This is a genomic window from Cupriavidus phytohabitans (assembly GCF_000426345.1).
Classification (GTDB): Bacteria; Pseudomonadota; Gammaproteobacteria; order Burkholderiales; family Burkholderiaceae; genus Cupriavidus.
Genome location: NZ_AUFE01000045.1, coordinates 25,171 through 48,251 on the forward strand (window position 1 = coordinate 25,171; position 23,081 = coordinate 48,251).

At 65.9% G+C, this 23,081-nt stretch carries 22 protein-coding genes; 9 read left to right on the plus strand and 13 right to left on the minus strand.

The genetic code is table 11. From position 1 onward, the window contains the following. Positions 1 to 10: 10 nt before the first annotated feature. Both K309_RS0125030 and K309_RS0125035 read left to right on the plus strand, forming a co-directional pair. A complete protein-coding gene (locus K309_RS0125030; protein WP_029048955.1) occupies positions 11 to 382 on the plus strand; it encodes a VOC family protein in 372 nt (123 codons plus the stop codon). Between the two features lie 34 nt (positions 383 to 416). Continuing rightward, positions 417 to 1,106, plus strand: a complete 690-nt coding sequence (locus K309_RS0125035; protein WP_029048956.1) for a helix-turn-helix transcriptional regulator — start codon at positions 417 to 419, stop codon at positions 1,104 to 1,106. Positions 1,107 to 1,108: 2 nt separating this feature from the next. On the opposite strand, the gene K309_RS0125040 is transcribed toward K309_RS0125035, so the two are convergent. The 3 genes from K309_RS0125040 to K309_RS0125050 form a co-directional block, all read right to left on the minus strand. Further along, positions 1,109 to 1,603 (minus strand): glutathione peroxidase, encoded by a 495-nt coding sequence (locus K309_RS0125040; protein ID WP_029048957.1) that lies wholly within the window; start codon positions 1,601 to 1,603, stop codon positions 1,109 to 1,111. Between the two features lie 75 nt (positions 1,604 to 1,678). Next, the gene (locus K309_RS0125045; RefSeq protein ID WP_029048958.1) at positions 1,679 to 2,818 is read right to left on the minus strand and encodes a PilT/PilU family type 4a pilus ATPase; all 1,140 of its coding nucleotides are present in this window, start codon (positions 2,816 to 2,818) and stop codon (positions 1,679 to 1,681) included. Positions 2,819 to 2,909: 91 nt separating this feature from the next. Continuing rightward, positions 2,910 to 3,953, minus strand: coding sequence for a type IV pilus twitching motility protein PilT (locus tag K309_RS0125050; RefSeq protein WP_029048959.1), 1,044 nt, complete (start codon positions 3,951 to 3,953; stop codon positions 2,910 to 2,912). 67 nt (positions 3,954 to 4,020) lie between these two features. Here K309_RS0125050 and K309_RS0125055 point away from each other — a divergent pair, with 67 nt between their 5' ends. Together K309_RS0125055 and proC are read left to right on the plus strand one after the other, a co-directional pair. Continuing rightward, complete coding sequence (locus tag K309_RS0125055) at positions 4,021 to 4,710, plus strand: YggS family pyridoxal phosphate-dependent enzyme (protein WP_029048960.1); 690 nt, start codon at positions 4,021 to 4,023, stop codon at positions 4,708 to 4,710. Between the two features lie 42 nt (positions 4,711 to 4,752). Continuing rightward, entirely contained in the window at positions 4,753 to 5,586 is an 834-nt protein-coding gene (gene proC, locus K309_RS0125060; protein ID WP_029048961.1) for a pyrroline-5-carboxylate reductase, read from the plus strand. Between the two features lie 56 nt (positions 5,587 to 5,642). Here proC and ubiA read toward each other — a convergent pair whose 3' ends face one another. The 5 genes from ubiA to recG all read right to left on the minus strand — a co-directional run bounded on the left by ubiA (position 5,643) and on the right by recG (position 10,940). Beyond that, positions 5,643 to 6,500, minus strand: a complete 858-nt coding sequence (gene ubiA / locus K309_RS0125065) for a 4-hydroxybenzoate octaprenyltransferase (protein ID WP_029048962.1) — start codon at positions 6,498 to 6,500, stop codon at positions 5,643 to 5,645. 139 nt (positions 6,501 to 6,639) lie between these two features. Next, positions 6,640 to 7,125, minus strand: a complete 486-nt coding sequence (locus K309_RS0125070; protein WP_029048963.1) for a Dps family protein — start codon at positions 7,123 to 7,125, stop codon at positions 6,640 to 6,642. 90 nt (positions 7,126 to 7,215) lie between these two features. Beyond that, a complete protein-coding gene (locus tag K309_RS0125075; RefSeq protein WP_029048964.1) occupies positions 7,216 to 7,410 on the minus strand; it encodes a hypothetical protein in 195 nt (64 codons plus the stop codon). A 269-nt stretch (positions 7,411 to 7,679) separates the two neighbouring features. Then, positions 7,680 to 8,630 (minus strand): LysR substrate-binding domain-containing protein, encoded by a 951-nt coding sequence (locus tag K309_RS0125080; protein WP_029048965.1) that lies wholly within the window; start codon positions 8,628 to 8,630, stop codon positions 7,680 to 7,682. Positions 8,631 to 8,741: 111 nt separating this feature from the next. Further along, positions 8,742 to 10,940, minus strand: a complete 2,199-nt coding sequence (gene recG, locus K309_RS0125085) for an ATP-dependent DNA helicase RecG (protein WP_029048966.1) — start codon at positions 10,938 to 10,940, stop codon at positions 8,742 to 8,744. Positions 10,941 to 11,160: 220 nt separating this feature from the next. Here recG and queA point away from each other — a divergent pair, with 220 nt between their 5' ends. From queA to secF, 5 genes are all read left to right on the plus strand, one after another. Further along, entirely contained in the window at positions 11,161 to 12,249 is a 1,089-nt protein-coding gene (gene queA, locus K309_RS0125090) for a tRNA preQ1(34) S-adenosylmethionine ribosyltransferase-isomerase QueA (protein ID WP_029048967.1), read from the plus strand. A gap of 14 nt (positions 12,250 to 12,263) precedes the next feature. Beyond that, entirely contained in the window at positions 12,264 to 13,394 is a 1,131-nt protein-coding gene (gene tgt, locus K309_RS0125095) for a tRNA guanosine(34) transglycosylase Tgt (RefSeq protein WP_029048968.1), read from the plus strand. 232 nt (positions 13,395 to 13,626) lie between these two features. Then, positions 13,627 to 13,953, plus strand: coding sequence for a preprotein translocase subunit YajC (gene yajC / locus K309_RS0125100; protein WP_029048969.1), 327 nt, complete (start codon positions 13,627 to 13,629; stop codon positions 13,951 to 13,953). Positions 13,954 to 14,164: 211 nt separating this feature from the next. Continuing rightward, on the plus strand, positions 14,165 to 16,036 hold the full coding sequence (gene secD, locus K309_RS0125105) for a protein translocase subunit SecD (RefSeq protein ID WP_029048970.1): 1,872 nt from the start codon (positions 14,165 to 14,167) through the stop codon (positions 16,034 to 16,036). 51 nt (positions 16,037 to 16,087) lie between these two features. Next, the gene (gene secF, locus K309_RS0125110) at positions 16,088 to 17,059 is read left to right on the plus strand and encodes a protein translocase subunit SecF (protein WP_029048971.1); all 972 of its coding nucleotides are present in this window, start codon (positions 16,088 to 16,090) and stop codon (positions 17,057 to 17,059) included. Between the two features lie 74 nt (positions 17,060 to 17,133). Here secF and K309_RS0125115 read toward each other — a convergent pair whose 3' ends face one another. The 5 genes from K309_RS0125115 to K309_RS0125135 form a co-directional block, all read right to left on the minus strand. Next, positions 17,134 to 18,141: a response regulator gene (locus tag K309_RS0125115; RefSeq protein WP_029048972.1), complete on the minus strand. Its 1,008-nt coding sequence runs from the start codon at positions 18,139 to 18,141 to the stop codon at positions 17,134 to 17,136. Then, positions 18,138 to 19,271, minus strand: a complete 1,134-nt coding sequence (locus K309_RS0125120; protein ID WP_029048973.1) for a hybrid sensor histidine kinase/response regulator — start codon at positions 19,269 to 19,271, stop codon at positions 18,138 to 18,140. Before K309_RS0125120 ends, K309_RS0125115 begins: the two co-directional genes overlap by 4 nt. Positions 19,272 to 19,286: 15 nt before the next feature. After that, complete coding sequence (locus tag K309_RS0125125) at positions 19,287 to 20,618, minus strand: sensor histidine kinase (RefSeq protein WP_029048974.1); 1,332 nt, start codon at positions 20,616 to 20,618, stop codon at positions 19,287 to 19,289. 22 nt (positions 20,619 to 20,640) lie between these two features. Continuing rightward, positions 20,641 to 22,032 carry a class I SAM-dependent methyltransferase gene (locus K309_RS0125130; RefSeq protein WP_029048975.1) on the minus strand — a complete coding sequence of 464 codons (1,392 nt, stop codon included), beginning with the start codon at positions 22,030 to 22,032 and terminating at the stop codon, positions 20,641 to 20,643. Positions 22,033 to 22,413: 381 nt separating this feature from the next. After that, positions 22,414 to 23,004 (minus strand): YceI family protein, encoded by a 591-nt coding sequence (locus K309_RS0125135; RefSeq protein ID WP_029048976.1) that lies wholly within the window; start codon positions 23,002 to 23,004, stop codon positions 22,414 to 22,416. Positions 23,005 to 23,081: the final 77 nt, after the last annotated feature.

Here is a 23,081-nt window from a genome sequence, read left to right on the forward strand (position 1 = left end):
GGAGCCCGTCATGAGCAACCGTCTGATCAACTGGCTGGAAATCCCTGTCGTCGACATGGTCCGCGCCATCGGATTCTACGAACAGGTCTTCGACACCAAGCTGCGCCGCGAAACCATGAGCCAGGTCGACATGGCCGTGTTTCCGCACCCAGATCCCGGCGGCGCGCTCGTCGCCGGCGAAGGCTACCGCCCCAGCAACTACTATGGCACAGTGCCCTACCTGCACGCACCCGAGCTGGACGCGCTGCTGGAGCGCGCCGCGCGCGCCGGCGGCAAGACCGTGTTCGGGCCGCTGCGCCTGCCGGGCGAGATCGGCCGCATCGCCCATATCACCGACAGCGAAGGCAACCGCATCGGGCTGCACGAGCCTGTTGCCGGGTAAGGGCACCTTTGCCACATCAGGGACGCCGCCACGGATGAGCCGCCGCGCCGACCGCCTCTTCCAGATCGTCCAGGTCCTGCGCGGCCGCCGCCTGACCACGGCGGCGCTGCTGGCGCAGCGGCTCGGCGTATCGGAACGCACTGTCTATCGTGATATCCAGGCGCTGTCGCTGTCGGGCGTGCCCGTCGAAGGCGAGGCCGGCATCGGCTACCGGCTGCGCGCCGATTTCGATGTCCCGCCGCTGATGTTCAGTGCCTTGGAGGTGGAAGCGCTGGTGGCCGGCCTGCGGCTGCTGAAGGCCTGGGGCGGCGGCGCACTCGCCGCCGCGGCCGATCCGGCGCTGGAAAAGCTGGTCGCCGCATTGCCGCCGCCACGCCGGCTGGCGGCGCAGCAGAGCCGCGTGTTCGCGCCCGAGTACGTCAACCAGTCACATGTGCGCGAAGCCTTCGACGTCGTGCACGGCGCGCTGGGCGAGCAAAAGCTGCTGCTGCTCGACTACTGCGACGCGCAGCAGCGCATCACCGAACGCGTGGTGATGCCGCTGGGCCTGTTCTTCTGGGGCAATGCGTGGCTGCTGGCGGCGTGGTGCACCACGCGCTCGGACTACCGCAGTTTCCGCCTCGACCGCTGCCGCACCATCCGCATGCTGGACGACCATTTCCATGAAACGCCGGACCGGTCGCTCAACGGCTTCCTGCGCGCCGTGCGCGCGAGCGGGGTATAGCCTCAGGCCGCCGGGTCAGACAGCAGCGTCTCGATATCCTTGCGCAGCTCATCCGGCTTGGTGGTCGGGGCGTAGCGTTCGTACACCGTGCCGTCGCGCCGCACCAGGAACTTGGTGAAGTTCCACTTGATCCCCTGCGTGCCCAGCACGCCGCGCTTCTCGGTGGTCAGCCAGCGGTACAGCGGATGCGCCTGGTCGCCATTGACGTCGATCTTGGCGAACATCGGGAAGCTCACGCTGAAGCGCGATTCGCAGAACTGGCCGATCTGCTGCGCATCGCCGGACTCCTGCTTGCCGAACTGGTTGCACGGAAAGCCCAGCACTTCCAGCCCGCGCTCGCGGTATTCCTCATAGAGCTTCTGCAGGCCGGCGTACTGTGGCGTGAAGCCGCATTCGCTGGCGGTATTGACGACCAGCAGCACCTTGCCCTGGAACTGCGACAGCGGCACAGGTTGCCCGGACAGCGAATTGGCATCGAACTGGTAGATATTGCTCATGGCAGGCTCCTGCGGACTTCTTGCATGTGGCCGAAGCATACGCCCATGCACGCGGGCGTGCACGGCAGCCGGGCCCTAGATCACATTCAGGTGCTCGGTGCCGGCGCCCAGGTCGGTGTCCCTGGCGCGCGCGCTGTGCAGCTTGATCATCAGGCGCAGGTCATTGAGCGAGTCGGCATTGCGCAGCGCGTCCTCGTAGGTGATCTTGCCTTCCTCGTGCAGGTCGAACAGCGCCTGGTCGAACGAGATCATGCCCTGCTCGCGCGACTTCTTGATAACTTCCTTCAACTCGTGGATCTCGCCCTTGAAGATCAGGTCCGCCACCAGCGGCGTGCCGATCATGATCTCCACGGCCGGCACGCGGCCCTTGCGCCCGGCGCGCGGCAGCAGGCGCTGCGACACCATCGCCTTCAGGTTCAGCGACAGGTCGATCAGCAACTGCTGGCGCTTTTCCTCGGGGAAGAAGTTGACCACGCGGTCGATCGCCTGGTTGGCGTTGTTGGCGTGCAGGGTGGCCAGGCAAAGGTGGCCGGTTTCCGCGTACTGCATCGCGTACTCCATGGTCTCGCGGTCACGGATTTCGCCGATCAGGATCACGTCGGGCGCCTGGCGCAGCGTGTTCTTCAGCGCCACGTGCCAGGATTCCGTGTCGATGCCGACCTCGCGCTGCGTGACGATGCAGTTCTGGTGCGCATGCACGTATTCGATCGGATCCTCGATGGTGATGATGTGGCCGTAGGAATGCGCGTTGCGGTGGTCGAGCATTGCCGCCAGCGTGGTCGACTTGCCCGAGCCGGTCGCGCCGGTCACGATCACCAGCCCGCGCTTGGACATCACGATGTCGTGCAGCGTCGGGGGCAGGTCCAGGTCCGCCACCGACGGAATCCGCGTATTGATGGTCCGCACCACCATGCCGGCCTTGCCCTGCTGGATGAACGCCGATACGCGGAAGCGCCCCGCCTTGGGCGCGGTGATGGCGAAGTTGCATTCGCGGCTGGTATCGAAATCCTGCACCTGGCGCTCGTTCATCACCGAGCGCACCAGGCCCAGCGCCTGCGTCGGGTTCAGCGGCTGCTGCGACACCGGCGTGATCTTGCCGTCCACCTTGATGGCCGGCGGGAAATCGGCGGTGATGAACAGGTCAGAGCCACGGTTGCCGACCATCAGCTCCAGCAGGTCGTTGATGTACTTGGCGGCGGATTCGCGATCGAGCATGGCGGTGTCCTGCAGGAGTGCGGCCGCCGCATGCGTGCGGGCGGCCTGAAGGCAAGGGGTCGGCGCTGGCTTCGGGGCCTCAGGGGTTGCCTCAGCCCATGAACGCGTCTGGGTTTTTGGCAATCGCGCGCGCATCGGTGTAGCTGATCATGCTGCGCTTGATCAGGTCCGACAGGCACTGGTCCAGCGTCTGCATGCCCAGCCCGCTGCTGGTCTGCATCATCGAGTACATCTGTGCGATCTTGTTCTCTCGGATCAGGTGCCGGATCGCCGGGGTGGCGATCATGATCTCGTGCGCGGCGGTACGGCCGTTGCCGTCGCGGGTCTTGAGCAGCGTCTGCGAGATCACCGCTTCGAGCGATTCGGACAGCATGGTGCGCACCATGTCCTTTTCTTCCGGCGGGAACACGTCGACCACGCGGTCGATGGTCTTGGCGGCGGAACTGGTGTGCAGCGTGCCGAAGACCAGGTGGCCGGTTTCCGCGGCGGTCAGCGCCAGGCGGATGGTTTCGAGGTCGCGCAATTCGCCCACCAGGATCACGTCCGGATCCTCGCGCAGCGCGGAGCGCAACGCGTTGGCGAATGAATGCGTGTGCGGCCCCAGCTCGCGCTGGTTGATCAGGCTCTTCTTGGAGTTGTGGACGAATTCGATCGGGTCCTCCACCGTCAGGATGTGACCCATGTCGTTTTCATTGCGATGGTCGACCATCGCCGCCAGCGTGGTGGACTTGCCCGAACCGGTCGGCCCCGTCACCAGCACCAGCCCGCGCGGCTTCATGCACAGGTCGGCGAACACCGCCGGCGCGCGCAGCTCTTCCAGCGTGAGGACCTTGGAGGGAATGGTACGGAACACCGCGGCGGCGCCGCGCTGCGTGTTGTAGGCATTGACCCGGAAGCGCGACAGGCCGGCGATCTCGAACGAGAAGTCGATTTCCAGCCGTTCTTCGTAGAGCTTGCGCTGGGTGTCGCTCATGATGTCGTACACCATGGCGTGGACATCCTTGTGCGCCATCGCCGCGACATTGATCCGGCGCATGTCGCCGTGGATCCGGACCATCGGCGGCATGTCCGACGACAGATGAAGATCGGACGCCTTGTTCTTGACGGCGAAAGCCAATAGCTGCGCGATGTCCATCTATAATGACCCCACCCTGAAATAGTTATCAGTACTTTAAGTACTTCTTTTATATGTCCGCCGGATTATGTCTGTGATTGCCGCCAACTTGCAAGCCGTGCGCCAGCGCATTGCGGCGGCGGCACAACAGGCTGGCAGGCAGCCCGGCGACATCGCCCTGCTGGCCGTTTCCAAGACCGTATCCGCCGACCGTGTACGCGCCGCCGCCGAGGCCGGACAGCTCGCCTTTGGCGAGAATTATGTCCAGGAAGGGGTGGAGAAGATCGCCGCGCTGGCCGATTTGCGGGACCGGTTGCAGTGGCATTTCATCGGTCCGCTGCAAAGCAACAAGACGCGGCTGGTGGCGGAGCATTTCGACTGGGTGCATGCCATCGACCGGCTCAAGATCGCGGAGCGGCTGTCGGCGCAACGTCCGGCAGGGATGGCGCCGCTGCAGCTTTGTATCCAGGTCAATATCAGTGGCGAGGCCAGCAAGAGTGGCGTGGCGCCAGCTGACGTGCCGGCGCTGGCGCAGGCCGTGGCCGCGCTGCCGGGCCTGCGGCTGCGCGGCCTGATGGCGATTCCCGAACCCGAGGACGATCCCGTTGCCCAGCGCCGGCCGTTTGCCACCATGCGCTCGCTGCTGCGCGGGCTGCGGGAGGCCGGCCTGGACGTCGACACGCTATCGATGGGCATGTCGGGCGACATGGAAGCCGCCATCGCCGAGGGCGCCACCATGGTGCGGATCGGCACCGCGATCTTCGGTGCGCGCGGCTGAGCCGGCGCCTTCCCTATCCACCAAGACACGACAGACATTCCCATGCTCGATACCCTTACCTTCGGCTTTCTCGGCGGCGGCAATATGGCTTCCGCGTTGATTGGCGGGCTGATTGCCCGCGGCGTTCCTGCTGGTTCGATCCGGGTGGTGGATCCTTTCCCGGAGGCACAGCAACGCCTTGCGCGGGATCTCGGCGTCCATGCCGCGGGAGCGCCCGATGCCGCGTTCGGGGCCAGTGATGTGCTGGTGCTGGCGGTCAAGCCACAGCAGTTCCGCGAGGCGGCGGCGCAGTTGCTGCCGCACCTGCCGGCCGGCGACGGCAACCTGGTGATCAGCGTGGCGGCCGGTATCCGGTTGCAGGACATGCAGCGGTGGCTGGGCGGCCGCAACCGGGTGGTGCGGGCGATGCCGAATACGCCGGCGCTGGCGGGGATGGGAATGACCGGGCTGGCGGCGCCGGCCGGGTTGTCGGACAAGGACCGGGACATCGCCAGTGCCGTGGCCCAGGCCGTGGGCAAGTGCGTGTGGGTGGAGAACGACGCGCAGATCGACGCCGTCACCGCCATTTCCGGTAGCGGCCCGGCCTATGTTTTCTATTTCATCGAGGCGATGCAGCGCGCCGCCACCGAACTGGGGCTGAGCGCCGATCAAGGGCGCGAACTGGCAGTGGAAACCTTCCGCGGCGCAGCCACGCTGGCCGGCCAGTCAGCGGAGCCGGTGTCGACGCTGCGCGAGCGCGTGACGTCAAAGGGCGGCACCACGTATGCGGCCCTGACGGCAATGGATGCGGGAGGGATCGCTGATGCCTTCGTGCGCGCGATGCATGCGGCGGCGGCGCGGGGCAAGGAGATGGGGGCGGAGTTCGGGAAGGATTGAACGTCGATATCCTGAGGGTTTTCTTCCCTTCGGGGAAGCAAACCCTCAGCAAGGCTTCAACGCACCGCGTAAGCCAGCGCCGTCCCCGCAAACACACACGCCCCCAGCCAGTTGTTGTGCCGGAACGCCGCAAAGCACCGCATCCTGTCGCGATCGCGGATTAGCGTGTAGTGGTAGGCCGCGCAGCCGGCCGCCGCCGCCAGCCCCAGCCAGTACGGCCACCCCAGGCCAAGCAGCATGCCTGCCCAGGCCATCAGCGCCAGGAATGCTGCGTAGCAGATCATGATCGCCGCCACGTCGAGTCGACCAAAGGTGATGGCCGACGTCTTCATGCCGAGCCGCAGGTCGTCATCGCGATCCACCATCGCGTAGGCCGTGTCATACGCCACCGCCCAGAACACATTGGCCAGCAGCATCAGCCAGGCCACCGCCGGCACCTGGTCCTGGATCGCGGCGAATGCCATCGGAATGCCGAAGCCAAACGCGATCCCCAGGTAAGCCTGCGGAATCGCGAAGAAGCGCTTGAAGAACGGATAGGTGCCCGCCACCACCACCGCCACCACCGCCAGCCACTTGGTCAGCGCATTGAGCGGCAGCACCAGCGTGAATGCCACCAGCGCCAGCACGGCGGCCACGGCCAGTGCTTCCCATGCGGCGATCTTGCCGGCGGTCAGCGGCCGGTCTTTCGTGCGCTTCACATGCTTGTCAAAATCCCGATCCGCCCAGTCATTGATCGCGCATCCAGCCGAGCGCATCAGGAACGTCCCCGCGACGAAAATCCAGAACAAGCCCCACGACGGCGGCCCGCCGGCAGCCATCCACATGGCCCACAACGTCGGCCACAGCAGCAGCAGCGTGCCGATCGGCTTGTCGATGCGCACCAGGCGCGCGTAGAGAGAAAGGCGTTCAAGCATGGGAGCGGGAGGCAACGGCGACAGGGACTGCACGGCGGGGATCCGGGAAGGAAGATTCAATGAAAACGCGCCGCAGCCCGGATGGCTGCAGCGCGCAATGCCGGCCGGCGGTGGCAGCGGCCGGAAGTCGCTCAAGCCGTCAGGCGAGCATCGCGCGCAGCATCCACGCGGTCTTCTCATGCGTTTGCATACGCTGGGTCAGCAGGTCGGCCGACGGCTCATCGCCGGCGGCGTCGATCACCGGGAAGATCGAGCGCGCGGTGCGCACCACGGCTTCCTGGCCTTCGACCAGCTTGCGGATCATGTCGGTCGCCTCGGGCACGCCCTCTTCCTCGGCGATCGACGACAGGCGGGCGTATTCCTTGTAGGTACCCGGTGCCGGGTAGCCCAGCGCGCGAATGCGCTCGGCGATCGAGTCCACGGCCAGCGCCAGTTCGGTGTACTGCGTCTCGAACATCAGATGCAGCGTATTGAACATGGGACCCGTCACGTTCCAGTGGAAGTTATGGGTCTTGAGGTAGAGGGTGTAGGTGTCTGCCAGCAGCTTGGACAGGCCTTCCGCAATCTTCTTGCGGTCCTTGTCGGAAATACCGATGTTCACGCTCATCTCATTCTTCTTTGCCATGGTAGGTATGCTCCATTCTGGTAAAGCGAGGTGCGCCGCCAAAATTGCCGAAAACACGGTTCGGGGCAGCGCATTACCCGCATTATTGCATTAGCCGGCGATCCCGGCCAAACCCCGGGCTATCTCGATAAACATCGCCGTGGCACCGAGCACGATCACGGCGACACCAACCTCCTTGCGCCACAGCTTGTGGCGCAACCGCGCGGCATCGGGGCGCTCCGGCCTGTCATGGCCATCGTGCCAAAGCTTGCGCCATTCGTCGACAAAGAACCGGATCATCGCCATGGTGCTTCTCCCGGGCACGGCAGCCATTGCGGGCTGCCGCGCCAGACTGGTTGCTTCAGGCCGAGCGCGCGCCTCACGTAGTTGGCATCGACCAGAGGCAGTCTATTAGCAAACTATTACATTGAGAATTTAATTATTTATACCTATGTATTAGTTCAAATCTATTCGACTTTCGAGACCAAGATCCTGACATCCCGGTTTGCGGGCGCGGAAAAACAAAGGCCGCAGCGGAAATCCCGCTGCGGCCTTGTCTTGGGGTCCGAGGCGAATCAGGCGGCTTCCGCCAACTCCTTGGCATCGAGCTTGCGCACACCCGGCAGCTCGCAGGCGGCCACGGCGTTGGCCAGTGCTTCCATCGCCGGCAGGCGGGTGAAGCTCTTGCGCCAGGCCAGCACCACGCGGCGGTCCGGCACCGGATCGGCGAACGGCACGTACGACAGCATGTCGCCTTTGGCCTTCAGGTCAGGCACCGAGGTGCGCGGCAGCACGGTAATGCCGACGCCGCTGGCCACCATATGGCGGATGGTTTCCAGCGACGAGCCTTCGAACGTCTTCTGGATGCCATCGGCGGCCTGCGAGAAGCGCGACAGCTCCGGGCACACACCCAGCACATGGTCGCGGAAGCAGTGGCCGCTGCCCAGCAGCAGCATGGTCTGCCGCTTCAGCTCGTCCGGATCGATCGCGCGCGCCTCGGCGAGATGGTGACCGCGCGGCACGGCGACAACGAAGGGCTCGTCGTACAGCGGACGCACCGTCAGGCCGGAATCGGGGAACGGCTCGGCCATGACCGCGCAATCGATCTCGCCCTGCTTGAGCAGCTCGATCAGCTTGTGCGTGTAGTTCTCCTGCAGCATCAGCGGCATCTGCGGCACGGTCTCGATCATCTGCTTGACCAGCGACGGCAGCAGGTACGGCCCGATGGTGTAGATCACCCCCACGCGCAGCGGCCCGGCCAGCGGATCCTTGCCCTGCTTGGCGATCTCGCGGATGGCCATGGTCTGTTCAAGCACGCGCTGGGCCTGCGCCACGATCTGCTCGCCGACGGAAGTCACCGACACCTCGGAGGTGCCGCGCTCGAAGATCTGCACGTTGAGTTCGTCCTCCAGCTTCTTGATGGCGACCGACAGTGTCGGCTGCGACACGAAGCAGGCTTCGGCAGCCCGGCCGAAATGGCGCTCGCGCGCCACGGCGACGATGTACTTGAGTTCGGTGAGCGTCATGACTTATCAAATCCGGGTAGTCGATAGATTTTACCTTCGATTCCGGGATCTGTCAGAGCGCCCTTGTGATTTGTGCGGTATGCGTACGATGCGGCACAAGCATCTGCCCAATCAGGCTTTCAGGTAGTGTTCGCGCCCGCCGAGCCAGCGTAACAGGTGCGTTTCCACCGCTTCCGGGAACTGTGCCAGCATCAGCTCGGCTGCTTCCTGCGCGTACTCCACCAGCCACGCGTCGGTCTGCAGGTCAGCGAAGCGCAACATGGCCTCGCCCGACTGGCGCGCACCCAGGAATTCACCCGGGCCGCGGATTTCCAGGTCGCGGCGCGCGATCTCGAAACCGTCGGTCGTCTCGCGCATGGTCGCCAGCCGCTCGCGCGCGGTGGGCGACAGCGGCGCCTGGTACATCAGCAGGCACACCGATTCGGCGCTGCCCCGCCCCACCCGGCCGCGCAGCTGGTGCAGCTGCGCCAGGCCGAAGCGCTCGGCGTGCTCGATCACCATCAGCGAGGCGTTAGGCACGTCCACGCCCACCTCGATCACCGTGGTGGCGACCAGCACCTGCATGCGGTTGGCGCTGAAGTCGTCCATCACCGAGGCCTTCTCGGCAGGCGGCAGGCGGCCGTGCACCAGCCCGACGCGCAGGTCGGGCAGCGCGGCCACCAGCGTTTCATAGGTCTCGACCGCTGTCTGCAGCTGCAGCGCCTCGCTTTCCTCGATCAGCGGACAAACCCAGTAGACCTGGCGGCCCTCTGCGGCAGCGTGGTGGATGCGCGCGATCACTTCATCGCGCCGCTCGTCGTTGACCAGGCGCGTGACGATCGGCGTGCGGCCCGGCGGCAGTTCGTCGATCACGGATACGTCCAGGTCCGCGTAATACGTCATGGCGAGCGTGCGCGGGATCGGCGTGGCCGACATCATCAGCTGGTGCGGCACGGTATCGGGCGCCGGCACATCGGTCGCCCCCGCCTTGCCGCGCAATGCCAGACGCTGCGCCACGCCAAAGCGGTGCTGTTCGTCCACCACCGACAGGCCCAGTTTCGCAAAGCGCACCGTGTCCTGGATCAGCGCATGGGTGCCGATCACCAGTTGCGCCTCGCCCGACTCCACGCGTGCCGCGGCCTCGCGCTTCTCGCGCGCCTTCAGGCTGCCGGCCAGCCAGACTACCGGCACGCCCAGCGGCTCCAGCCAGGCCGACAGCTTGCGAAAGTGCTGCTCGGCCAGGATTTCGGTCGGTGCCATCAGCGCGGCCTGGTAGCCGGCATCGATCGCCTGGCACGCCGCCAGCGCGGCGACGATGGTCTTGCCGCTGCCCACGTCGCCCTGCAGCAGCCGGTGCATCGGGTGCGGGAGCGCCATGTCGGCGGCGATCTCGGCTACCACGCGCTCCTGCGCGCCGGTCAGGCGGAACGGCAGCGCCGCCAGGAAGCGCGTCAACAGGCCGCCTTCACGGGGCGGCATGGTCGGCGCGGTCTTCTCGCGCCGCGCGGCGTGCGCGCGCCGCAGCGAGATTTGCTGCGCCAGCAGTTCGTCAAACTTGATGCGCTGCCAGGCCGGATGCGTGCGGTCGGCCAGGGCGGCCTCGCTTTCTTCCGGCGGCGGCGCATGCAGCAGGCGAAGGCAGTCGGCCAGCGGGCGCAGGTGCAGGCGCGCCAGCGGTCCCTGCAGCACCGGACGCGGCAGCGTCTCCGGCATGGGCGTGCGCGACAGCGCGCCGCCGATGGCCTTGCGCAGGTAGGCCTGCGAGATGCCGGCGGTGGCCGGGTAGACCGGCGTCAGGCGGTCCGGCAGCGCTTCGCCCTCCACCACCGGGCGCACCGTCGGGTGGACCATCTCGGCGCCGAAAAAGCCGCCGCGGACCTCGCCGCGCACGCGCAGCCGCACGCCTTCGGCCATCTGCTTGGTCTGGCTGCCGTAGAAGTTGAGGAAGCGCAGCGTCAGCTCGCCGGACGCGTCGGCGATCTTGACCACCAGTTGGCGGCGCGGGCGGAACGTGACTTCGTTGGAGATGACCTCGCCTTCCACCTGCGCCGGCTGGCCGAGCCCCGCGCGGCGGATCGCGTCGGCGATCGGCGCCAGCGTGGTCTCGTCCTCGTAGCGCATCGGCAGGTGCAGCACCAGGTCGACCGGGCGGCGCAGGCCTAGCTTGGCGAGGCGGGCTGCTGCGGACGAGGCGGCGGACGAGGTGGCGGACGAGGTGGCGGATGATGCCGGCTTGCCCTTGCCCTCCCCGGCCTTGCCGCGCGCGGGCGCGTCCGCCTCCTTGGCGGCATCGGCGGACAGGTCGGTCGTTTCGGTGGCGGTTCCGGGCATCGGCAACAAAGACTGGCGGCAGGGGCGGCCGGGGCCGCTGGCATCGGGCGGGAGCGCCGGCGAATAGCCGGTATCACGCCCGGCCCGGCGGCGAACACGCCCGTGGCCTTACAATATCGGATTCGCCGATTGTACCCATGCCGGCTGCCACCACGGGCGGCGAGTGCCGTTTTGTGCCTCGCTTTCCGACCCGTCGCGGGCCCCGCGCGCCGTTTCCACGATGTTGACGCTTTCCGATTTCGATTTTCCGCTGCCGCCAGAACTGATCGCCCAGAGCGCGCTGCCCGACCGCAGCGCCAGCCGGCTGCTGGTGGTGGAGCGGGTCGCACCCGCCGATACCGCCGATGCGGTACGCCTGGTCGACCGCGCCTTCAGCGACATCGTCGACTACCTGCGCCCTGAAGACCTGCTGGTGTTCAACGACACGCGCGTGATCAAGGCACGCTTCTTCGGCCACAAGCCCAGCGGCGGCAAGGTCGAGGTGCTGGTCGAGCGCGTGGTGGACTCCTATACCGTGCTGGCCCAGGTGCGCGCCTCCAAGACGCCCGCCGAGGACAGCGTGCTGCACCTGGCCGAAGACGCCTTCGCGGTGACGGTCGGCCCGCGGGTCGACCAGTTCTTCACCCTGCGCTTCCCCGAGCCGGCACTGGACCTGATCGAGCGCTACGGCCGCCTGCCGCTGCCGCCTTACATCACGCATGATCCCGACGCCTACGACGAGACCCGCTACCAGACCGTCTACGCGCGCAATCCGGGCGCCGTGGCGGCGCCGACCGCGGGGCTGCATTTCGATGACGCGCTGTTCGCGCGGCTGGATGCCGCCGGCGTGCGCCGCGCCTTCCTGACGCTGCACGTGGGCGCCGGCACCTTCCAGCCGGTGCGCACCGAAAACCTGGCAGAGCACAAGATGCATTCGGAGTGGTATGCCGTCTCCGAGGAACTGGCCCGGGCCGTGCGTGAAACCCGCGCCCGCGGCGGCCGCGTGATAGCGGTCGGCACCACTTCGCTGCGCGCGCTGGAATCGGCCGCGCAGCCAGACGGCACGCTGGCCGCCGGCAGCGGCGACACCGATATCTTCATCACCCCGGGCTACCGTTTCCGGCTGGTCGATGCCCTGATCACCAACTTCCACCTGCCCAAGTCGACGCTGCTGATGCTGGTGTCGGCGCTGGCCGGCGTGGAAGCCATCCGCGCCACCTACCGCCATGCGGTCGAGCAGCGCTACCGCTTCTTCAGCTATGGCGACGCCATGCTGCTGACCCGCCGGAATGGTGCCGATACCGCCGAAACCGCGGACACCGCGGCCTGAACCCTGACCCAAGCATGCTTAACTTCGAACTCATCACCACCGACGGCAACGCCCGCCGCGGCCGCGTCACGCTGAACCACGGCGTGGTCGAGACGCCGATCTTCATGCCGGTGGGCACCTATGGCTCGGTCAAGGCGATGTCGCCGCTGGAGCTGAACGAGATTGGCGCACACATCATCCTGGGCAACACTTTCCACCTTTGGTTGCGCCCGGGCCTGGACGTGGTCAACGCCCATGGCGGCTTGCACAAGTTCATCGGCTGGGACAAGCCGATCCTGACCGATTCCGGCGGCTTCCAGGTGTTTTCGCTCGGTGATCTGCGCAAGATCACCGAAGATGGTGTCACGTTTGCGTCGCCGGTCAATGGCGACAAGCTCTTCCTGTCGCCCGAGATTTCGATGCAGATCCAGCGCACGCTGAACTCGGATATCGTGATGCAGTTCGACGAGTGCACGCCGTACGAGATCGACGGCCGTCCCGCCACGCACGAGGAAGCGGCCAAGTCGATGCGCATGAGCCTGCGCTGGGCCAAGCGCTCGCGCGACGAGTTCGAGCGGCTGGCCAATCCCAATGCGCTGTTCGGCATCGTCCAGGGCGGCATGTACGAGGACCTGCGCGATGAATCGCTGGCGGGCCTGTCGGAGCTGGACTTCCACGGCTTCGCCATCGGCGGCCTGTCCGTCGGCGAGCCCAAGGAAGACATGATGCGCGTGCTCGAGCACGTGGCCCCGCGCCTGCCGGCCAACAAGCCGCACTACCTGATGGGCGTGGGCACGCCCGAGGACCTGGTCGCGGGCGTCGCCGCCGGCGTCGACATGTTCGACTGCGTCATGCCGACCCGAAATGCGCGCAACGGCTGGCTCTTCACCCGCTACGGCGACGTCAAGATCAAGAACGCCGCGCACCGCAGCGACCCGCGCCCGCTCGACGAAAACTGCGCCTGCTACACCTGCCGCAACTTCTCGCGCGCTTACCTGCACCATCTGCACCGGGTCGGCGAAATCCTCGGCGCGCGCCTGAATACCATCCACAACCTGCACTACTACCTGCAGCTGATGCGCGAGGTGCGCGAGTCGATCGAACTGCACCGCTTCGCCGACTTCCGCCGCCAGTTTGCGGCTGACCGCGCGCGCGGCACGCAGTAAAGCTGGCACGGCGTGCGAACTTTCCTGCCTGCGGCGGTCGAATAGCCGGGTCATTTTTTCCGTCATCCCCGCCTTCGCGGAAATGACGGGTGAGGCGTAGCGGGTAGCGCCGCGAGTCGCCCGTAAAGCACCCCGAACAAACCCGTATTCCGCCCTAGAATGCCAAAGGCGGGCGGAATGCGAATGGTAGAATGATCGATTACTTGACTGACTTTTGTGACGGAGAATCAACGTGCTGATTTCTAACGCATTTGCCCAGACCGCCGGTGCCGGCGGCGCGGCTGGCGGCCTGATGAGCTTCCTGCCCATCATCCTGATGTTTGCGGTGCTGTGGTTCATCATGATCCGCCCGCAAATGAAGCGCCAGAAAGAAGCGAAGGCAATGCTCGAAGCGCTGGCCAAGAACGACGAAGTCGTCACCGCCGGCGGTATCCTGGGCCGCGTGACCAGGGTCACCGACCAGTACGTCAGCCTGGAAATCTCGGAAGGCACCGAGATTACCGTGCAGAAGAACGCCGTGACCGCGGTGCTGCCGAAGGGTTCGCTTAAGGCGCTTTGATCCGGCGCTTTGATCCGGCGCTTTGATCCGCCGATCGCCCCGATCGACTAAGCGACTCCCGCCTTTGTCTTTTCCGGCATGCCCGTTCGCGCATGCCCCGGCAGCCGCCTGATCCAGCCCGACGGAGCCCCCGTGGCTCCGTGCCGTGGCTGCCAGGCGGCTGTTTGCCAAACCGGTTCGGCCCCGCCAACCGCTGAATGACTGGCCCGAGATGAATCGTTATCCGCTTTGGAAATACCTCGTGATCCTGGTGGCGCTGACCATCGGCATCCTCTACACCTTGCCGAACTTCTTCGGCGAGGCGCCCGCCGTGCAGGTGTCTTCGGGCAAGGCCACGGTCAAGGTCGACCTGTCGATGCAGAAGCAGGTCGAAGAGATCCTGGCGCAAAACCAGCTGCGGCCTGACGGCGTGTTCTTCGACATTTCCGGCCAGTCCGGCTCGGTCAAGGCGCGTTTCCGCACCACCGACGAGCAGCTCAAGGCCAAGGACGTGCTGTCGCGCGCGCTCAACCCGGATGCCGCCGATCCGACCTACGTGGTCGCGCTGAACCTGCTGTCGGGCTCGCCGCGCTGGCTGACCTCGCTGCACGCGCTGCCGATGTACCTGGGCCTGGACCTGCGCGGCGGCGTGCACTTCCTGCTGCAGGTCGACATGAAGGGCGCCGTCGACAAGAAGCTCGACAGCCTGGCCGGCGACGCGCGCACGCTGCTGCGCGACAAGAACGTGCGCCATGGCGGCATCGACCGCGACGGCGAGCGCCTGACGGTGCGCTTCAACAACGCCGACGACGCCAACCGCGCCCGCGCGCTGCTGGCCGACAACCTGCGCGAAGTGGCCTTCGCCATGGACGGCAACAACGTGGTCGGCACCTTCACCGAGGCCGCCCGCAAGGCCGTGCAGGATGCCGCCGTCAAGCAGAACATCACCACCCTGCACAACCGCGTCAATGAACTCGGCGTGGCGGAGCCGGTGATCCAGCAGCAAGGGGCCGACCGCATCGTGGTGCAGCTGCCCGGCGTGCAGGACACCGCCAAGGCCAAGGACATCATCGGCCGCACCGCCACGCTGGAAGCGCGGCTGGTCGACAACGACGCGCCGCGCAGCCCGCGTCCGGGCGACCCGATCCCCTTCGGCAGCGAGCTGTTCACGCATGGCAACGGCGCCCCGGTGGTGCTGAAGAAGCAGGTCATCTTCACCGGCGACCGCATCGAAAGCGCGTCGGCCGGCTTCGACCAGAACCAGCAGCCCTCGGTCAATATCAAGCTCGACGCCCAGGGCGGCCGCGTGCTGCGTGACGTCTCGCGCGAGAACCTGAAGAAGCCGATGGCGATCGTGCTGTTCGAGAAGGGCAAGGGCGAAGTGCTGACGGTGGCGACGATCCAGTCCGAGCTGGGCTCGAGCTTCCAGATCACCGGCTCCTACTCCACCGAAGCCGCCAACGACCTGGCGCTGCTGCTGCGCGCTGGCTCGCTGGCCGCGCCGATGGAGATCATCGAGGAGCGCACCATCGGCCCGTCGCTGGGTGCCGACAACATCGAGAAGGGTTTTGACTCGGTCGCCTATGGCTTTGCCGCCATCGGCGTCTTCATGATCCTGTACTACATGCTGTTCGGCGTGTTCTCTGTGATGGCACTGGGCGTGAACCTGCTGCTGCTGATCGCGGTGCTGTCGATGCTGCAGGCCACGCTGACGCTGCCGGGCATCGCCGCTATCGCGCTGGTGTTGGGCATGGCCATTGACGCCAACGTGCTGATCAACGAGCGAATCCGCGAGGAACTGCGCGCGGGCGCATCGCCGCAGATGGCAATCGCCGTCGGCTTCGACCGCGCGTGGGCAACCATCCTGGACTCGAACGTGACCACGCTGATCGCCGGCCTGGCGCTGCTGGCCTTCGGTTCGGGCCCGGTGCGCGGCTTTGCCGTGGTGCACTGCCTGGGCATCCTGACCTCCATGTTCTCGGCGGTGTTCTTCAACCGCGGCCTGGTCAACCTCTGGTACGGCCGCAAGAAGAAGCTGCAGAGCGTGGCCATCGGCCAGATCTGGAAGCCGGGCAACGCCTCTGACACCCCGGTCGCCAAGTAAGCGGCCGGGACAGCCGATCAGCAAAACTAGCAGTACAGAACAGGATTCAACATGGAATTCTTCCGCATCCGGCGCGACATTCCGTTCATGAAGCACGCGTTGGTCTTCAACGTGATCTCCTTCGTGACGTTTGCCGCAGCCGTGTTCTTCCTCTGGCAAAAAGGCCTGCACCTGTCGATCGAGTTCACCGGCGGCACGGTGATGGAGGTCAGCTACCAGCAGGCGGCCGACCTGGAAAAGATCCGCGGCCAGGTAAGCAAGCTGGGCTATAGCGACGTGCAGGTGCAGAACTTCGGCACCTCGCGCGACGTGATGATCCGCCTGCCGCTGCAGAAAGGCCCGGACGGCAAGCCCGTCACGTCGGCCCAGCAGAGCGAGCAGGTCATGGGCGCGCTGCAGGCCGCCTCGCCTGACGTCAAGCTGCAACGGGTCGAGTTCGTCGGCCCGCAGGTCGGCAAGGAGCTGGCGACCGATGGCCTGCTGGCGCTGCTGTGCGTGATAGTCGGGATCGTGATCTACCTGTCGTTCCGCTTCGAGTGGAAGTTCGCGGTGGCGGGCATCATCGCCAACCTGCACGACATCGTGATCATCCTGGGCTTCTTCGCCTACTTCCAGTGGGAATTCTCGCTATCGGTGCTGGCGGCGGTGCTGGCGGTGCTGGGCTACTCGGTCAACGAATCGGTGGTGATCTTCGACCGGATCCGCGAGAACTTCCGCAAGTTCCGCAAGATGACCACGCATGAAATCATCGACAACGCGATCACCAGCACGATCTCGCGGACCATCATCACCCACGGTTCGACCCAGATGATGGTGCTGTCGATGTTCTTCTTCGGCGGCCCGACGCTGCACTACTTCGCGCTGGCGCTGACGGTGGGTATCCTGTTTGGCATCTATTCGTCGGTGTTCGTGGCCGCGGCGCTGGCGATGTGGTTGGGCGTGAAGCGGGAAGACCTGGTCAAGGCCGACAAGAAGGGCGAGTCGACCGACCGCAACGACCCGAACTTCGGCGCGCAGGCCTGACGATCTGCTGCTCCGGTAAATAGAAATGGCGCCCCGAGGGGCGCCATTTCTTATTGCGGCGGGATGCAACCGCATCAGGCCTGTTGCGCGAACCGCTCGATCCACGCCGCCAATCGGTCGGCCGCGAACGTCTCCGTACGCGGCGCTGCGCGGCACAGGATGGTGTCCCCATCGCGCGCGAACTGCAGCGCGCCGCCGGCCTCGTCCAGCCACAGCAGGCTGGCCAGCCAGGCCGCGTGATGGGACGACACCGGCGTGCCCACCGGCTGCGCCAGGAATTCGACCAGCGTGGCCGGCGTGGTCCACACCACGGCATCGCCGTCGCGGCGCACCACGTCGCCGCCTAGCGCGTCGGCAATGACCACGACCGCATCGGCCGCGCCCTTGCCCGCGTTGGCGCTGCGCAGCGCCGCCAGCCGCATGGCCACGGCATGGCCGAAGCTGCCGCTGCGCTCGGACTCGGCGCGCACCAGGTCGGCGTAATCCATGCGCTGCCAGTCCGGGTCAGCGTTTTTCGCGCCGGCCAGGCTGACCGCCGCCAGGTAGGTCTCGACCGGCTGGAAGCGGCCCGGGCCGATCAGGCTCGCGCACAGCGCATGCAGCATGCCGATGCGGGTGGCCACGGTCTGGGTCTGCAGCACCGCCAGCTTCTCGCGCACCAGCTGGTCGCGCTCCTTGCGCAGTCCGGACAGCTCCAGCGCCTGCTTCAGTTCCATGCGCAATGCCGTGATGTCCCACGGCTTCTTGATATAGCGATGGATCTGGCCCTGGTTGACCGCCTCGACGGTCTGGTCCAGCTCGGAGTAGGCCGTGGTCAGGATACGCACGATATGCGGGTAGCGTTCGCGCGCATAGCGCAGCAGTTCGTTGCCGTATTCGCCGGGCATGCGCTGGTCCGACACCAGCACCGCCAGGCTGTCGGCGTGCGCGTCCAGCAGCGCCTTGCCCTCTTCCACCGAACCGCCGGTCACCACCGGTGCCAGCGCCCCGATGGCGCGCTGGAAATACTTGACGGCGGTTGCCTCGTCATCGACGAACAGAATCGCCGGGGGTGGTGCCTGGGTGGCATTCGGTTCGCTCATCGGTCACTCCTAATCATTCGATTCTTGAAACTCGGAAAGTCCAGCGTCACGGTCGTGCCGGCACCGGACGCGGACGCGATCCGGATGCCGCCGCCAAAGGACTGCATGACGCGGTTGCAGAAAATCATGCCCAGGCCGCTGCCGCCGGCGCTGGCGTGGGTGGTCACGGGGTCGACCAGCAAGCGCTCCATCACCTCGGGCGGGATGCCGGGTCCGTTGTCGGTGATATGGATTTCCTGGTGCGGCTGGGCCACCACCACGAAGCGCAGCGCCGGCGACGGCGTGCCGGCGAGCGCGCGCAGCGCGTTGCTCATCACTGACGAGAGCACCAGCGCCACGCAGTTGGGCAGCGTCTGTACCGGGAAATCGCCGTGCAGCTCGACCTGCACCCACTGGCGCTGGTCGCCGGAAAACGGGTAGGTATCGAGCAGCGACGCGACCAGCGCACCGGCGCTGACCTCGCCACCGGGCTCGGGCCGCGCTGCCTTGCTGCCGGCACTGTTGCGCACCGACTGCAGGAACGACGACAGCACCGCCAGGCAATACTGGGCGTTGTCGTGCATGGCGCTGGCGGCCTGGCCGATCTCGCCCTGGCGCTGCTCGGTGTATTCGCCCGCAACCCGGCTTTCGATGCCGCGCGCGAAGTTGGCGATCGCCGCCAGCGGCGTGTTCAGCTCGTGCGCCAGGAAAGCCAGAGTCTCGTCGATCGCCATCAGCCGGTGCTGGCGCAGCGCGCGTTCGCGGTGGCGCTCGCCGGCCAGGCGCAGCACTTCGCGCACCTGCGCCACGCTCAGCGGCTTCTCCAGGATGCGGAACACCTCGCCGCTGTTGACCGTCTGCAGCAGCATGTCCTTGTCGGCATACGCCGTCACCAGGATGCGCACGATCTGCGGGTACAGTTGCGCCACTTCGCGCAGCAGTTCTCCGCCATCGCGGCCGGGCATGCGGAAGTCGGTCACCAGGACGGCGATGCGCGCGCCCTCGGTGGCGAGCGTGGCGATAGCCTCCTCGGCACTGGCGGCCAGCAGTACTTCATACTCCGAGCCCACCGCGCGCGCGAAATACTTGCGCGCCATGTCTTCGTCGTCGACGTAAAGCAGGGTCGGCCGCGCTTGCTGCACCTCGGTCATGGCACTCATGACGGCTTACTCCGCGCGCGGCAGGTCAAAGCTGAACGCGGCCCACTGCCCCAGCTCGCTCTCGGCGAAGAGCTGGCCGCCGTGGCGCTCGATCACCGCGTAGCTGATCGACAGCCCCAGCCCCAGGCCCTGCCCCACGTCGCGCGTGGTGAAGAAGGGCTCGAACACGCGCGCCAGGTTTTCCTCGGCGATGCCGGGGCCATTGTCGCGCACCGTGACATGGAGCCGGCTGTCGGCCCAGCGCACCGTGGTATGGATCTCCGGCGCGGCCGTGCCGGCCTTGCGCATGGCCAGCGCGGCGTTGGAGAACAGGTTGATCAGCACGCCGATGACCGCGGCCTCATCGCCCAGCACCAGCGTGTCGCCCGGCAGCTCGCGCGTCACCTTGACGCCGCGCAGCTCGTGCGCGGTCAGGCGGATCGACGAGTCCAGCGCCTTCTCGAACAGGAATGGCGTGCCCTCTACCTCGGCGCCCGGCTTGCGGTAGGCGAAGGTCTTCAGGTCGGACACGATATGCTGGATGCGCTGCATGCCCTGCTTGGCATCGACCAGGCATTCGGTCAGCGATTCGCTTTCCTTGGCCTGCGGCTCCTCCATCGCCACCTCGATCGCCATCAGGCAGAAGTTGACCGGGTTGTTGACCTCATGCAGCAGCCCGGCCGCCAGCGTACCGATCGCGGCCATCTTTTCCTGCTGCAGCATCTGGCCCTTGATGTCGACCAGCTTGCGGTTGATGACTTCCAGCTCGGCGTTTTTCTCGGCCACTTCCGCTTTCAGGCGGAACAGGATGAAACGCGCGCGCTCATTGAAGAACGTATAGACCCCGCTGGCCGCCGCGGCGAACAGCAGGAACAGCGAGTTGACGATGAAGGTCCCCATCGGCTCGATGCCCCCGGCGTGGAACAGGCACGCCAGCACGTACAGCAGGTAGGAAAGCAGGCCAAAGACCAGGTTCTGCCACAGCCCGAACGGCAGCGCGATGCCCGAGGCGAAGATCGCCAGGTTCAGGCCGACGTAGTAAGGCGACTGCACGCCTTCGGTCTGCGAGATCATCCACGCGATCATGATCTGCGGCAGCAGCAGCCAGGTCAGCGTCAGCCAGGGTGCGAACCGGCGCCCGATGGCGCTGTACAGCATCACCACCACGCCCGCGATCAGCAGGGACACCACCACGCGCGCCACCGCGAACGCCAGCTGCTGCTGTGGATACTGGCCGTAGTCGAGCCCGACACCGAGCAGGACCAGCACGATCGCGGTATATGCGCCGCCACGGCTGAACGCCAGGCGGAAATCGGCCAGCTCGGACTGGTAGCCGGCGTAGAGTTGGTTGGTGCTCATGGGGTGGTCCGCCCGGACAGCCTCATTCAATGGTGGCTTCAGCAAAGACGTTGACGCCCGTGGCGTCGACGTAGATGCGGTGCGAATGCGAATTCTCCGGCAGCAGCTGCGCCATGCCGGCGTCGTCACGGTAGATCAGGTACCACTCCAGCAGGTGCTCCATGCCAAATTTCTCTGGATTGTTGGCATGCACGTTGGTGACCAGGATCTGGCCGCCCGTACGCGAACGCGAGGCGAAATACGCCAGCAGCCGCGTGCAGACCTTGTCCGACAGGTAGTCGAACAGCCCCGCGCAGTAGACCGCATCGAACTCCCGTGCACTGATATCGTCAGGCGAGATGCGGCGCTTGAGCAGATCGTGCACCGACTGGTGCACCATCTCGACCGATACCTTGCGCCCGGCGCCAGAGGCCGCCCGCTCGATCGAGTTGCGCGTGTAGTCCAGCGTCTCTTCACTGAAGTCGACCAGCTGGAACGACAGCAGCTCCGGATTGGGATACTCGCGCACGAAACGCTGGATCTCGAAGGCCGGTCCGCAGCCCACGTTGAGCACGCGGAGCGGGCGGCCGGCGGCGCGCGCACGCTCGGCCTGGCGCGTCAGGAAGTCCACCAGCAGGTCGATGCGGTTGCGGTGCGCGGTGGCCACTGCCGCCTTCAGGAAGGCGGTGTTGACGATCTGGAAGTAAGTGGTCGGGCCCTGCTGCGGATCGCTCAGGATCTGGTTGACCATCTCATAGTCGCCCGCGTACCCGAGCGGCTTGGTAAAGGTCCGGTACACGAACGGTGCGCGCAGCAGCAGCGGGTGCAGCGCGGACTGCGCATAGGTGCGGTGCACCGGCGCGATCTCCGGGTCCACGCGCTCGGCCTCGCCCTCGAGCCAGTCGAGATAGGTCTTGGTCCTGGCCATGATCGGCGTGGCCAGCTCGTAGAACACGTCCTCGCGCAGCTTGCCGTCCTTCTTGGGCAGCGATTCGGTCAGGTCGACCTGCTCGACCCAGCGCGACACTTCGGACAGGAAGGCGCGCATCTCGTTGACCACGATCTGGTAGTCGCGCCGGATATTGAAGCGCGTATCCCAGTCCTGCACGAACAGCTCGGCTTCGCGCGCGACCGACTTGGGCTCGTTGTTCAGGTCGGTCAGCTCGCGCCACTCGTCGATCAGCGTCAGCGATACCACCGCAGTCAGGCCGGTGTTCACCAGGCTCATCACCACGGCCTTGCCCAGGTAGGCATTCTTGGCGCCCATGCGGACGCTGAGCTCGCTCAGCACCTCGCTGACCTGCACGATCGAGTACGGATTGTAGATTTCCATCACCAGAGACTTTCTCTGGAGATTGATGATCGTGCCCCGCACCTGTTCGCCCTGCGAGTTGCGGAAACTAACTACCGGATCGATTTGCGTTTTGGAATACACGGTATTGCGCCAGGGAAATCCGAGAAACGCTGCGGGCCATACTGCCTGGGCGGGACGGCCGGGTACAGCAGGAGGGGCGAGAGAATCGCGGGGAAGGCTACCGGTATCGGGATGTGCAGCGAATGCTCATAGGAATGCGCTATAGCCTGTTGGCGGGCGGCGGGCTCACCCTTTGCGGGAAAGCACCGACATGCCCGGATCGTCTGGAATTGCCGCGGCCCATTGTACTGTGGCAATTGAGTCGCGTACAACCAAGTGCCTTGTCCGCCCCTCTAGCGGCGGGGTCGGCTACAGGATACCTAAAGCCATGAAAAAAGGCCGGCGATCGCCGGCCTTGTGTCGCTTTCTGTGAGCGGGCCCTGGCGGGCCAACCCGTGGCGCTTACTCGGCGCGCACGCCTTCCACCTGGATGGCGAGCTTGACTTCGGGCTTGAAGCCCATCTTCACACCGTAGTCCAGGCCGAAATCGGCGCGGTTGAACTCGCCCACGGCGTCGGCGCCGCAGGCTTCGCGCTTGAGCATGGGGTGCTGGATGCACTTGAATTCGCGGATTTCCAGCTTGACGGGCTTGGACACGCCGCGCAGCGTCAGCACGCCGTCGACTTCGGTCGGCACGTCGCCCTTGAACTTGCTGAACTTGCCCTTGTAGGTCGCCTCCGGGAAAGCTTCCACGTTGAACATGTCCGGACCCTTGGCGTGCTGGTTCAGCTTGGTATTGCCGAAATCGATCGAAGACGGATCGATCTTCACCTCGACGGTACCAGCCTTGGCGGCACGATCCAGCGTGACGGTGCCGCTGGACTTGTCGAACTTGCCGCGCCACGTCGACAGGCCACCCAGGTGGTCGGCCTCGAAGCTCGGATAGGTATGGGTCGGATCGAGGTTGTACGTCACGGTATTGGCCGAAGCCACGCCGAAGGCGGCGGTTGCGGAAATGGCCGCGACGGCGGCAACGACGGAACGCAGTTTCATGGGATCTCCCGACAAAAGCAGGTTAACAGGTTAAGCGGAACGTTCTTGGTTATTAACGTCCTGGTACGTCAGCGGAT